This window comes from Methanococcoides orientis (assembly GCF_021184045.1).
Lineage (GTDB): Archaea > Halobacteriota > Methanosarcinia > Methanosarcinales > Methanosarcinaceae > Methanococcoides > Methanococcoides orientis.
Map to the genome: position 1 here is coordinate 1728732 of NZ_CP073710.1, position 13364 is coordinate 1742095.

13 protein-coding genes are annotated in these 13364 nt (G+C 44.2%); 4 read left to right on the top strand and 9 right to left on the bottom strand.

Annotated elements, in window-relative coordinates:
- Position 1: 1 nt before the first annotated feature.
- The 6 genes from rnfE to J7W08_RS08345 are packed head-to-tail and all read right to left on the bottom strand — an operon-like array spanning position 2 to position 5381.
- Complete coding sequence (gene rnfE / locus J7W08_RS08320; RefSeq protein WP_048195476.1) at positions 2-613, bottom strand: Rnf electron transport complex subunit RnfE; 612 nt, start codon at positions 611-613, stop codon at positions 2-4.
- Between the two features lie 11 nt (positions 614-624).
- A complete protein-coding gene (rnfG, locus tag J7W08_RS08325) occupies positions 625-1197 on the bottom strand; it encodes an Rnf electron transport complex subunit RnfG (RefSeq protein WP_233084047.1) in 573 nt (190 codons plus the stop codon).
- A complete protein-coding gene (gene rnfD, locus J7W08_RS08330; protein WP_233084048.1) occupies positions 1190-2119 on the bottom strand; it encodes an Rnf electron transport complex subunit RnfD in 930 nt (309 codons plus the stop codon). The genes rnfG and rnfD overlap by 8 nt, the downstream gene beginning before the upstream one ends.
- Before the next feature lies 1 nt (position 2120).
- A complete protein-coding gene (rnfC, locus tag J7W08_RS08335; protein WP_233084049.1) occupies positions 2121-3479 on the bottom strand; it encodes an Rnf electron transport complex subunit RnfC in 1359 nt (452 codons plus the stop codon).
- 13 nt (positions 3480-3492) lie between these two features.
- On the bottom strand, positions 3493-4968 hold the full coding sequence (mmcA, locus tag J7W08_RS08340; RefSeq protein ID WP_233084050.1) for a methanogenesis multiheme c-type cytochrome: 1476 nt from the start codon (positions 4966-4968) through the stop codon (positions 3493-3495).
- 11 nt (positions 4969-4979) lie between these two features.
- Positions 4980-5381: a hypothetical protein gene (locus tag J7W08_RS08345; RefSeq protein ID WP_048195484.1), complete on the bottom strand. Its 402-nt coding sequence runs from the start codon at positions 5379-5381 to the stop codon at positions 4980-4982.
- Positions 5382-5638: 257 nt separating this feature from the next.
- Here J7W08_RS08345 and J7W08_RS08350 point away from each other — a divergent pair, with 257 nt between their 5' ends.
- On the top strand, positions 5639-6535 hold the full coding sequence (locus J7W08_RS08350; RefSeq protein WP_310742483.1) for an FAD:protein FMN transferase: 897 nt from the start codon (positions 5639-5641) through the stop codon (positions 6533-6535).
- A gap of 136 nt (positions 6536-6671) precedes the next feature.
- Here J7W08_RS08350 and thpR read toward each other — a convergent pair whose 3' ends face one another.
- A complete protein-coding gene (thpR, locus tag J7W08_RS08355) occupies positions 6672-7217 on the bottom strand; it encodes an RNA 2',3'-cyclic phosphodiesterase (protein WP_233084052.1) in 546 nt (181 codons plus the stop codon).
- A 123-nt stretch (positions 7218-7340) separates the two neighbouring features.
- Between thpR and J7W08_RS08360 the strand changes: the two genes are divergently transcribed.
- On the top strand, positions 7341-8234 hold the full coding sequence (locus J7W08_RS08360; RefSeq protein ID WP_233084053.1) for a DNA integrity scanning protein DisA nucleotide-binding domain protein: 894 nt from the start codon (positions 7341-7343) through the stop codon (positions 8232-8234).
- Between the two features lie 20 nt (positions 8235-8254).
- Here the strand turns inward: J7W08_RS08360 and J7W08_RS08365 are convergent, their stop codons facing one another.
- Both J7W08_RS08365 and rqcH read right to left on the bottom strand, forming a co-directional pair.
- Entirely contained in the window at positions 8255-9298 is a 1044-nt protein-coding gene (locus J7W08_RS08365) for an mRNA surveillance protein pelota (RefSeq protein WP_233084054.1), read from the bottom strand.
- Between the two features lie 49 nt (positions 9299-9347).
- A complete protein-coding gene (gene rqcH / locus J7W08_RS08370) occupies positions 9348-11345 on the bottom strand; it encodes a ribosome rescue protein RqcH (protein ID WP_233084055.1) in 1998 nt (665 codons plus the stop codon).
- Between the two features lie 142 nt (positions 11346-11487).
- Between rqcH and priS the strand changes: the two genes are divergently transcribed.
- Entirely contained in the window at positions 11488-12660 is a 1173-nt protein-coding gene (priS, locus tag J7W08_RS08375) for a DNA primase catalytic subunit PriS (RefSeq protein ID WP_233084056.1), read from the top strand.
- Positions 12650-13360, top strand: coding sequence for a hypothetical protein (locus J7W08_RS08380; RefSeq protein ID WP_233084057.1), 711 nt, complete (start codon positions 12650-12652; stop codon positions 13358-13360). The genes priS and J7W08_RS08380 overlap by 11 nt, the downstream gene beginning before the upstream one ends.
- Positions 13361-13364: the final 4 nt, after the last annotated feature.

Sequence of the window (13364 nt, forward strand, 5' to 3'; positions counted from 1 at the left end):
TTTAGCCACCTCTTGCGAGCTTTTTTGCTCTTCTATAATTGACTATTGCCATCAAAACACCTATTGTAAGGAAAGCTCCTGGTGAAAGGATCATGTAAGTGATAGGGTTAATTGGGATCTGGATGACTTCCAGACCAAAGATCACTATCTGACCGGTTCCGAGAAGTTCCCTGATACCTCCGATGAGCACAAGGACAAGAAGGAAACCAGTTGATATTCCCAGTGCATCAATGAACGAATAGAACATGTTGTTCTTATTAGCATATGCCTCCGCACGCCCGATGATGATACAGTTGACAACAATAAGGGGAATAAAAACACCCAGTGCCGCATACATCGGTGGGAAATAAGCCTTCATTACCATCTCTACGATCGAAACGAACGTTGCTATTATCAAAATAAATATTGGCAACCTCACAGAAGCAGGGATCTGCTTCCTCAGGCCGGAGACCAGCAGGTTGGAACAGATAAGTACGAAAGCCGTTCCGGCTGACATACCAATTGCATTTTCAATAGACGTGGTAACCGCCAATGTAGGACAAAGACCCAATACCAAAGCAAATATAGGGTTATCTTTTGTAATTCCACGAATAAATTCACTTAAAGCATTCATCATATCACCTATTAAGCCTCTGCTCCCTGTATAACTTCAACCTGGGCATTCAGGGCATCTACTACTGCCTGAGATGATATCGTGGCACCGGTAATTGAATCAATTGCACCACCAGACTTTGACAAACTCAGGTCTGCTACTTTTACGTTTTTGAACTGATCCTTAAAAGCGGGTTCAGTTATCTTTGAACCTAATCCAGGAGTTTCTGTGTGGGACATGACACTCATACCACTCATCTCATTGAATGAAGCATCAACACCACCGGCAATTTCCAATAGACCTTGTGCACCGGGATGTTGCCTGAAGAAAGCATACCCGATAAGATTTCCGGAACCGTCTTTAGCACGATAGTAAAGTATTTCCCGGTCGCCCTCATCATTAATGACCTCATCACCGTATACTGCCTCAAATTCTGCTGCCTGAGGCATTAGCTCAGCAAGTGTTGCAGTCCTTGCTTCTTCATAGTTCTTCTTTAATTGTTCACTTGTAGGCACATATGTTACAGCCAGAAGCGCTGAAGCGATCACTGATATCAGAACCAGCTTACCTATGATAACTACTACATCCTTGTTTGAATCAGTCATCTAATAACACCTCCAGACGGTCCTTGAAAGGAACCTTTGAAAGAATACTCTTGTACTTGCGCTGCAAGAAAGTCTCTGAACCATAAGATCCTGGAAGTGTGTTGTTATCGATCAATGCTGAAACACAATTTGCAAGGAACAGACCATAGAAGGTCGCATCGACATAATTTGCAAAGTGACCATATATTACTACCAGAACACCACAAACGACCCCATAGATCACACGCCCGTTCTTTGTAACAGGTGAACTTGAAGTGTCCGTTGCCAGGAACAATACCCCAAACAGAACAACACCAAGAACAACGTATGATAAACTGTCTCCCAGAAGAACTGCGAGCAATACAGTGGTCACGAAGAAGGAAACTGGAATCCTCCATTCAACATAACGAAGTAATATTAGTATGCCACCTGCAAGCAACAATGCAAGTGGAGACACGCCTGCCATTACACCTGCACCATGCTCAAGTACAAGATCTGATAAAGCCGTTGTCTGCGGATAAGATGCAGGGTTCATTAGTGACCACCATGCAAGACTCAGGAATACCCATGCAGCGAGTACAGGGTTGAACACATATGATCCGATACCACCAAACGCATGCTTGCCTATTCCGACCGCAAAGACAGAACCTATCATCGGGATCCAAACTGGAACTTCCGGTGGGACCACCATGGCGACCATTAGACCAATAAGAATGGCATGCCCATCTGCAATCGTTATCTTCTGGCCAAATGCTTTCTGTATTGCAACCTCTGTCACAACTGCTGCCAGAATACCTGCAATGACCAATCCTATTGCAGGAAGGCCAAATAGATACACGGATAGCAGGACAACAGGTACAAGAGCAATAATCTTGGCCCACATGATCTTATTAAAAGTAATATCCTCTTTTTTATGAGGAGGAGCTGAAATCGTAAATGTCATCTTATTCGCCTCCACCGCAGCCACACCCTAACTTAAGGTTAGTAGATGATTCTTTTGGAGCAAAGTCTTCATACGCCTTTTCGATAGAATTCTTTGCATATTTTATAAGCTGAAGAACATGTATCTTTGAAGGGCATACAGCTGCACATCTGCCACATTCAACACAATTCATAATATGCATCTGACGACATTCATCAAAACGTCCCTGGTCAGATAGTGCTGCGATCCTGCTAGGTATGAGGTTCACAGGACATACATCAACACATCTTGCGCAGTGAGTACAATCTACGAATTCACCCCTCACCACATCATCGGCTGACTGGACAAATATGGATGTCGTTGTCTTGCTAACAGGTACTTCATCAGTATACTGTGCTACACCTGTGATCGAACCATTTGCGATCAGTTTACCAGGTTCACCAATGTAGCCACCACATGCATCAATTACATCTTTGAAAGTGGTGCCGATCCTTACAAGGATCTTCTGTGGATTCTTCACCTTTCCAGAAACTGAAACCACGGTTTCGATATATGGTTTTCCGGCATTCACTGCATCATAAAGTGCTTTTGCAGATTTTACACTGCATATAGCAATACCGACATCAGTAGGATCACAACCAAAAGAAACTTTCCTACCCGTTACATTATAAGTGAAAAGATCAAGGATCTTCTTTCCATATATGTGGTCCTGTGATGCGACCACAATATCCGAAGACATCTCTTTAAAGTAATATTTGATCTTCCTCTTGCCGATAAGCGGAGCAACAGTAATGTTCTTTCCATCGAATTTCAATCCGTTAAAAGCACTGATGGATTCAAGATCATCATTCCTGAGGACGATCGCACCTTTTGAAGCTCCTGCAGCCTTCATCAGTAATTTCAATGCATCAAGCATCTGTGATGAATACTGTGAAGGAGTGTCGTAGTGTCCGCCGATCCATTCTGAAGACGTAGCATTTACCAGGACGAGATCTATCTTCTTACCTTCAGGTTTCAGGACCATATGTGTCGGGCATCCATAATGCTCAACAATACCAGCGTCCTTTATCAGATCTGCAAGTTCAGAAGCCTGAACATCCTTTGACTTAAGATCAGCACATTCTGCTTCTTCAGATGGCTGGATCACAACACTGTTCACCTTGTTACCGTTGGGGTGGGGAGCTTCCTCGATGGAAATAACTTCCCCAGATACACTTGAATGAACAGATGCGGAATTATATGCTCCGCATTCACCTATCTTCTGCCCTTCACAAACCATATCCCCTTTCTTCACAAGTGGTTCACATGCTGTACCATCATGCTGCTTTAAAGGAATAATGACCTTCTCAGGCATATTTTTCATAATATTGACCTTTGTCACAAACACCAACTCCTTAGAACGCAGGCTCCCTTTCAACTTCAGGAGGTTTTGCTCCTGGTATGGTCGCATCGATCGTCTTTAATGTGAAATCTGTCGGAGGATCCGTCTGTGCAGGATCGGAATCATAGCCGATCAGCTCCCAGTCAATTGCTGTAGCAGTTGAACCATGGCAATCAGCACATTCTAATGGATCTGCCATTCCTACCTCTGAGCCTGCGATGTTGTGGCTCAACCTGTAGTGAAGATCAACGGTCCTGAGCACAGCATTCGGATAATCAGCTTCACCATCAGCATCACCGTCATAATTCCTCATCTCATCGACTGTCACCATACCATCCTGATCTGCATCAGCAGCTTCCACATATGCTACAGCTATCGGGTCACCGATCTCCTTGCTTGTGTCAGGTGACTCTGCAACCTCAGGATTCACACCCTCATCCCACCAGATACCGGTTACGATATTGAAAGGTGCAAGTTTCACATCAGCATCATCCTTCCCATCAGGAATGTTCAGTTCATCCTCACCGACGCCATTGGACCATGCAAGCACAGGAATTATTGTTTCCGTCTTGAAGGAATCAACACGTTCACCGTTCGACCAGTCAAATGACTCAAGTGTCGTTCCACCTGGAAGTTCTCCTCCCGGAAGTGCAGGAATATGACAGGACTCACACTCTACGGTCTCAAGGTGAGCATCAGCGATAGGTCCATGTGAGATACCTGCATGACAATCTGCATCATCACAGCTGCGAGTCTCAGCTTCCAATTCATGGATATTTTCAACATCCGCCTTTACCAGAAGGCTTGAATGTGAAATCTCATGACATTCAGCACATTCTACCTCAGCATGTACGTCAAATTCCTCATAATCAGGTGCAGACCACATTACTGCTGTAGTAGGGATATTTGCCTCATGGCAATTCTCCGCACATGATTCTTTTGCAGGAGCACCATTGACGGTGTCGTGGAACAACAATAACAGTGGAAGTGGAGTAACAGCATTTGAGAAATAGGTGAACTTTCTGATATTATCTTTCTGCACTGCGGTATTTGCATCCACCATAGCTGCTGCATTTGCATTTTCAAAGTCCCCTTCAGCGAACTTCATAGCACGTGCTTCAAAATCATACATACCATACTGTTCATGGCAGACCATGCAGTCCACATCTACGCCATACTCTTCCAGTGCCCCACCGCCAGGATGATAAGCACCATAGCGCTCGACCCATTCGTCTTCGCCCTCTACCTCAATATCAAAGTTTGTCAGTGGATCCCATTCATCGATATCTCTTTGAATATGGGTGTTGGTCTCCACATGATCCGATACCGTGAAGTGACAACCTCCACAACTTGAGTCCGACCATTCTCCTTCAGTCATATAGTGATGAGCGATCGCTTCATTGCCACTATAACCCATGCTTGCGAAAACGCCTGCAAATGCGAAGATGAAAATGGCGGCTGCCAATAGTATTACCTCTAATTTTGCCATATTATCCCCTCTTAATCCTCTGCCACGTCCTCCAATTCCTTGAGGACAACACCGATAATCGTAGTCAGATGCTGCTCTTCCAGAACAGTCATATCATCAGAAACGTATTTGTGCAGCTCAAAGCTCTTGGGGATCTCTCTTACATTAAAATCAAAGACCTTATCCAAAATACCTTTCTTTGGCGTTATGCCTAAAAAGTTTACATCAAGACGATTTCCAACCTTGTGTGCCTTCACTTCTACCTTGTCCAATGGAGAACCGGACTTCACGTAGATCATGTGATGATCGCCACCAAAGTGTTTTTCGATCCCCTTCCAACCATATTCTTCTATGATCTGATGAATTGCAACAGCGAGATACTTGTCTTTACCAGTATTCCCACCCGATGCAACTCCTGCACTAGAATTACTCATACAAACACATCCTATCATGAATAATAATTAACATCTGTCGATTAATATAATTGCCAGAATCATTGATTGCGAATATTTATAGGTTTCGAAATAAGCTTAATATTAAGCATATCTATCCCTACAGCATGGACAAAAAAACAGTTCTATTGCTAGTATTAATCGTTATAGTTTCCATTTCATTCACAGTATTATATGAGGGGCAGGAGAACAGTTTACCCATTGAAAATAAAATATTTTATACTGACTCCCGCAGTATAATGGACACAACAGTTACAATCGCCATCTACGATCTTAATGAAGAACATGCGGTACAGACTATTGACAAAGCTTTTGTAAGAGTTGGCGATGTCGATGACGTAATGAGCAGTTACAAAAACGATAGCCAGACAAGTATCCTGAATGAAAGATCAAGACTTGAAGGCGCCTCATCAGACCTAATTTATGTTATTGAACGGTCCATGTATTATTCTACTATAAGCAACGGTGCATTTGACATAACAATAATGCCAGTACTTGACCTCTGGGCAAGCAAGTTCAGTCCCGGCGGAACATACCAGCCACCTACCCAGGAAGAAATTAATACCACTCTCGAGCTTATTGATTACAGAATGATAAACATCGAGGATGGAAATATCTCCATGGAACCAGGCATGAAGATCGCCCTTGGAGGAATAGCAAAAGGATATGCTGTTGACCAGGCCATAGAAACGTTAACATCACAAGGCATAACAAGCTGTTTTGTTGATGCCGGTGGAGACGGACGATACATTGGCACAAAGCCCGATGGAACTATGTGGACAGTAGGACTCCAGAACCCCGACAAACAGGGAGATTTCATCACAGTAATGCAGCTTGAAGATCTGGCTGTTGCAACAAGTGGTAACTACGAGCGTTACTTCAGTGATGCTGCAAAGGTATCCCATATATCCGATCCAAGAACCGGATACTCAGTTAACGAATTGATCAGCGCAACCGTCATTGCAGAAACAGCCATGGATGCCGATGCCCTGGCAACCACTGCGTTCGTACTTGGAGAAGATGAAGGAATGGAGCTCATCGAAACCCTTGAAGGAGTCGAATGCCTGATAATCACGTCAGATAAAAGGATACTTCGATCAACTGGCTTTGCAGAATATGAAACAACACTGGAATAATTGAAAAATCAGGAAGTAACAGGAACAGTGGCCAAACGCCACATTCCTGTTATCATTAATATCAGATCAAATTCGATCAAATTATAGCATATTTTGCCATAGCTATATTATTACTCTAGCATTATCATTACTAGTATTACCCTAACATGACCTCATGAAGTGTCTCATATATAGGACCTTGTGGCGTCAGAGTACTTTTCTTTAGACTTATCCTGTCAACTACCATCTTGCCAACTTCTATATCATCAAGCTCATCAAGTAATCCCAGAAATTCATCCATCTGCCCTGCAGGCATAAATTTCACCCTTGCAAGAGTGGCATGTGCGGTGAACTTCTTCTTATCCTTCTTGAACCTGAACTTTGAAAGCTTTGATTCCACCTCATCATGGAGAAGCTCAAAGTTCCCCTCTGCACCCAACCAAACAACCCTTGGAGCTTTAGGCTTTGGGAAAACCCCAACACCACCGATAAGGGCACCAAAAGGTTTGCATTCAATAGACTCCAGAGCTTCTGCAACCTCCGGGATCATTGATTCCTTTACCTCACCAATGAACTTCATGGTAATATGTACAAGATCAGGGTCGACCAATTTCAACTTAAGCCCGGAAAAACGTGTTTGTATGACCCGGACCTCATCACGGAACTCCTCTGGCAGATCAACTGCAACAAATATTCTGGCCATATAAACAAAATAGACGATATGCCTGTTAAATAGTGCCGTTGAACACAGGTGGAAATGTTTTATAGATAATATATATAATCGATAATTGCCATAATTAATAATACAGAATATCTGAGGGAATGGATGGATACTATCAACACACCAAACATACTGGCAGGACATGCAGTTCAGATCGCTAAAGAACTGGGAGCTCCAGCCATAATAGTATCCGGAGATATTGATCTTGAGAATATTGAAACAGAGATTCCCATTTATTATGTGACCCGACGCCAGAAAAGCATAATTGATAACCTGATCTCGGACACCACTGATGAAGGCGAAAAGCTGAAAAAGATCATTGAGCCCATTAACAGGGAAACTTCCGGAAATGTCCGCTATATAGAAGAAGCAGCTGCTATCGAACATATAATCGGCGAACTAGAGGAAGGTACTATCGTCGGAGTTATCCAGACAAAGGAATCCAGCGCAATAGTCATCCACGAGATATCACAAAGCCCCCTTATCAGAACACTTCAGGAATGTGAAGAAAGAATAGAACCTGAGGTCATGCGTGCAGCACTCACCATAGCATTTGACATTGCTGCAAGCGGAAGAGAAGGACACAAAATAGGAACCGCTTTTATCCTGGGCGATACTGAAGAGGTCATGCAGCGTTCCCATCAAATGATACTAAACCCTTATGCAGGCCATAAGGACGAACATCGGAACATACTGGACAGGATGAACTGGGAATCGGTCAAGGAATTTGCCCTTCTTGACGGCATTTTTGTGATATCAGAGGAAGGCATAGTCAATGCTGCAGGCAGATATCTCGATGTTGATGCAAAGGACATCGGTATTGAGAAGGGACTTGGGGGAAGACATGTATCAGCAGCCGCGATCACAAGGGACACTTTTGCAATAGCTGTGACAATATCCGAATCCGGAGGAACTGTCAGGGTATATATGGATGGAAAGGAGCTGCTTTGCCTTGATTACATCGAAAGACCTGCATTACGCGGCAAATCACAGTATTGAGGACCTACCTTGATCGCATCTTAAATCTTAAATCTCAACAAGGCTGCTATACCACCAAGAGAGTGCAATTTCTGCCCGGGCTCGAACTCTGTACTGAACACAACCATAGAACCCTGCGCATGCTCGACTTCCTGTATCATAGCATCAATATTACCCTCTTCCCGTTCCAGGCGAAGCAATTCATCAGCCACCAGAAGTTTTTCTACAGCACCATAATCTATTGCTGTTTTCACCTCATCCATACCATATGCGACCTTGCCGCCAAGAGCCATTTCCTTCAGGAACTCATCCATAAGTGAAGATTCCCTGGCGATCCTGGACTCTTCCATGATCCTGTCAACAGCACCCCTTCTGAGCACTTCCTGAAAACCGGACATGCCTATGGAAGATGTATCCTCAACAAGGATACCTGCTGCCAGCTCGGAATTGTTTGAAGAGATGTACTTCATAAGATCATCCTTGGTAAACCCCGGGCCTGCAACAACAACCGACTCGGTTCCGCACATGGCATGATTTAACTGCTCCAGGATAGTGCTGAAGAACACTTCACGAAGCGTCCCTTCACCTTTTCCGGATGACTGCCGGATGTGGGAATAGATCTCTATACCATAATGACGCACAAAACCAATATCTGCATCCCCTTCTTCAATGGCAACAATAATGACCTTGGGTCTTTTGGATGTAGCTTCTGCTTCGTTCACACGCTCTACCTGATCTTTTTTCCAGTGCTTTATTATAGAGAGGGCAGTTCCCTCCTCAAGATTGAGAGTATGGTGATAACCAGCATCCATCCCATGCTCAATAAGACCATGGACCCTGAGACGATTGGAGAACTTATGGAACTCAAGATCATCTACCCTGATACCAAGCCTCACATTCTTTTTCTCGACCTTCTCCGGCCTGAGCTTATCACTGGCAGCCTCAGCTTTCCTTTTAGTAAGAGCAAATACAAGGTCGCCTTTCTCGATGATGTATTTCAAATGCCATAGATCATCCAGCGTCTCCGGAGTAAGGGCTATCTCACCCTCCTTATTTCCCCTCAGGTCTCTTTTTGTTACCCTCATGATAATACCCAGCAATTTAGACAGTCATATACCCATACTCATCAAAAGTTCACTTTTTGATATCAGATTCCCCTGGCGGAAGCATCCTTGCAATGCTATCAGGAGATGCTATCTGTTTGACAAAGGAAGGGTCCTTTAGTTCATCCACATAAATGCGATAGACCTTCTTTGCAATATCGTTCTGGTTGAACTTACCGGGAAGTAGTTCGACCACATATTTACCAGAGCGTGCGATAGCCGACACCGGTCCTCCTATGACACGGGTTTCCGCACCAAGCTCCAGGCCAACAGCAACACCCACAGGAACATCCTTGTAGTAATTGCGTTCACCACGGATAACAAAGGAACCTTTCTTCAGGTATTCACCGGATTCCGGGGTCTTGGAGACCTGTTCAGGTTTTATCCAGTAACAATCACCGCTGAACTGGCCTGCTTTCCAGATACTGGAATAGGAAACCACGAACCGTGCAGCTTCCTCAAGGGTCGTTTCCGGAACATCCTTACCTTCGGTCTTGATAATTGTGATAGGAGCACCGGGCACTTGTGTATGGAACACGATGTCTCGCTTTTCCATATACTTTTTCACAAGTTCCTCATTGGTATCGGCATCCTTCCCACCAACAACAAGGAAACCATCGGATGAAAAGAACCACCTGAACCGGTCGTACCAGTGTTTCTTGAAGAAAGCCTTCCTTCTTTTGGATACTTTTTTCTCCCTTTTCTGCATCGCAACCTTTGTATCCTCGATCGCACGCAAGGCACCATCACGTTTTTTGGTTAACTTTTTAGCTTTATCATAATAGATCTGAGCATTTTGCGGAACGGTCTTACGAATGTTGATACTCGCATTGACACCGTCAAGGTCAACTACGACAAATCCTTCCGCTGAATCGATACTTACGATAGAACGTGCTGCAGGCAGGTCATCTTTTGCCTTTTTTAGTATGGAACGGATCTCTGCCCATGAATAACCTTTATCTCTTGCATTCTCCAGAACTGCAAGCACCTGCTCGATGTTCTGATAGTGCTCATAGATCTTCTCTGCAATGGTGGTGTATTTTTCGGAGTCCTTCTCGAATTTTTTGATAGCTTCCTGCTGTTTGCGAAGCCTTCGTTCAAATACATCGACCTTTTCCTTCTTTTTAGAAATTACTTCCTCAATAACTTCCTCAGATGCTTTTTTGCCGAAGAACTCATCAAGGGCCTGATTGAAGGACGGGAAATATTCCTTCTCCGATTCAGAATACTGTTCAAGCTCCAGAGGGACGACATCAATTGCCCCTAGTTCGCCTTTAATTTCCTTTTTGACTATACATGGTTTCAGCTTATGTTCCACAATTGGTGAGAACACGGTCTTTACAGATTCACAAAGTGCCTTTATATTATCTGGCGTAGCATCCTTTGCTGCTGTTTTCTTATCAACGCCTGCTCTCAGACAGACCTCTTCTGCAAGAACACCACCAAGATTGTAACTGGTTGCTATGGTCCTGACAACATCCGCAGTGGAAGCTGCAAACAGATCTGCCATCCCAGCCTCTTCAACATCAAGCGGACTTAGCTGTGCTTCAGGGTATTCATATATCTCACCACTGCGAACTCTGCGCCCCCTGAAGGTCACGGGATTCATCGGTAGAATGATCTTACGATCACTGTCAAGAAGAACGATATTACCTCTTGAGAACAGTTCACATACAAGTATTGTCTCAATACCACCACGGATCACACCGATTTCAATGATCCTGTCAAAGTCATACTGATTAACAGAAGTTATCCTGCCACCCGTAATATGCTTCCTCAATAACATCGGGAATGCATGGGGTAGTTTTGGGCTTGGGCGCAAATACTTGCTCATATGTGCCCTCTTGCCGGCCTGTATAACCAGATTGTCACGTCCTTTTCCGAATATGAAAAGATTTATCCTGATCTCACCCGGAACTGGCTGGTACACCTTAGCGATTTTTGCATCGATGAGAGAACCTTCAACATCGACGTTACCAAGTTCGGATACAAGAGCAGCAACATCTGCACTCGTCATCTCCTGCTTCATAGATGCTTATAGAGTTCGACCGGACTTAAGGTTTATCCATATTGACAGCACCTGACAACAACAGATTGAAGTAATAAAGAAATAGGATTAACACATCAATTGGTTGGAGTCTTAAGCAGACAATATTATCAGGAAACAAGCAATGAACTTTAAGACAAAGTATTTCCTCAAGTCGAAATTCCAGGAATACTACAAGACAGCGGAAATACATATCCCGTCCAGGCTGGAAGCTCGCGAATGGGGATTCATCTCTTTTGACGAGATGCCGGAAACCGTGATGAGAAGACACAAGTCATTTGGATCACGAGGAGAGGTTGAGGAATACCTTGCAGGCATGGCACCTGCACATGCATACCATTCTGTTGCATACTATACATACCCCAGTGCACCTACCATGAAAGAGAAGCAATGGCAGGAAGCAGACCTTATCTTTGACCTTGATGCGGACCACATACCCGGTGCACCCAACTCATATTCAGAAATGCTTGATCACGTCAAAAAGGAGACATTAAAGCTATATGACCTTCTGATAAATGATTTCGGCTTTAATGAAGATGATATCAGGGCGGTATTTTCGGGTGGAAGAGGTTACCATTTCCATATAAGTGACCCGCGTGTTCGCTCCCTTGGAAGCGCAGAAAGAAGGGAGATCGTGGATTATATCAGTGGAAGGGGACTCAATATTGAGAAGATATTCTACAAGAAAGCGGTCAGCGGTGATGCAGGTAGTGAGAATGCCAGGATGAACATGCTTTCCCCGGAAAGCGAGGGAGGCTGGGGAGGAAGGATCAACAGATATCTTGTATCCTACCTCACCGATCTTGCGAGTAAGGAAGATGCAGAAGAGCTCTTCAGCGGTTTCAAGGGCATCGGCAAAAAGACCGCACAAAAGATGATAGATATATTAAGGGATGAAGCACAGGTCGAGTTGCTACGCAGAGGGAACATGGAAGCCCTTTCAAAGGTCAATAAGGATATTATACAGACCCTCGCATTGCAGGCAGTAAATGACATGTCTGCAAGTGTGGATGAACCTGTGACCGGTGACATAAAAAGACTGATACGCCTGGGAGGTTCCCTTCATGGTAAATCAGGAATGCGTGTTACCACACTGTCCATTTCAGAGCTTGAGAAGTTCGAACCATTGACCGATGCTGTCGTGTTCTCGGACAAGCCGGTAAAATTAAAAGTGATAAGACCTTTTGCAGTACAAATGAAGGGTAATGACCTCTACGTAGAGGAAGGTACACAGGAATTACCTGAATATGCAGCCGTGTATCTTATGTGCAGAGGTGCAGCAGAATATGGATCGTAATGAGCTCAAAAGCATACTCCGGGAAGAAAATAGTTCGGCTTTAAGGTCGTTGCCGAACGGGTTCTACCGTCTTGTGGATGATTATATCCATGAGCTTGAGGAAGAGATCCGAAAGATCAACAATCCACGCTCTGCTGAATCGAAGATACTCGAGGATGAGCTCCAGAGTGCCATCAATGATGTGGAGACCATATTCATCCGCAGGGTTCGAAAGGTCACTTCAAGGGCCACTTCCAATGCATTCTCAAGCAGCTCACCAAGACAGGACCTTGACAAGCTTCTTCCTGCAGAACAGGCGGTATACGAAGCAACGCTTTCGGCAATACAGGTAGCAAGGAACGGATTACTCGAACCGATACTTGATCCTTCGTCTTCAATATCCCCTGCAGAAGAGCGGGAAGCTACAGAACAGGAAGAATCCTCACAAGGAGTCACAGATGAACCAGCTGGCACGGGAACAGCACAAGAAGCATCAGCATCTGCAATTGACACCGGTGACGATGTCAGGGACAAGGCAGAAATAGCCAAAAGGAATATAAATGAAGAATACTTTGTTGTCCGAATATTGAAAGACCTACCGACATTCAATGCCGTAGATAATCGAAATTATACTACCCATGCAGAAGATGTCGTTGTTTTACCCGCAATGAACGCAAATGTTCTGGTAAAACGAGGTGCTGCTCATCTTATCACAAAATAAAACA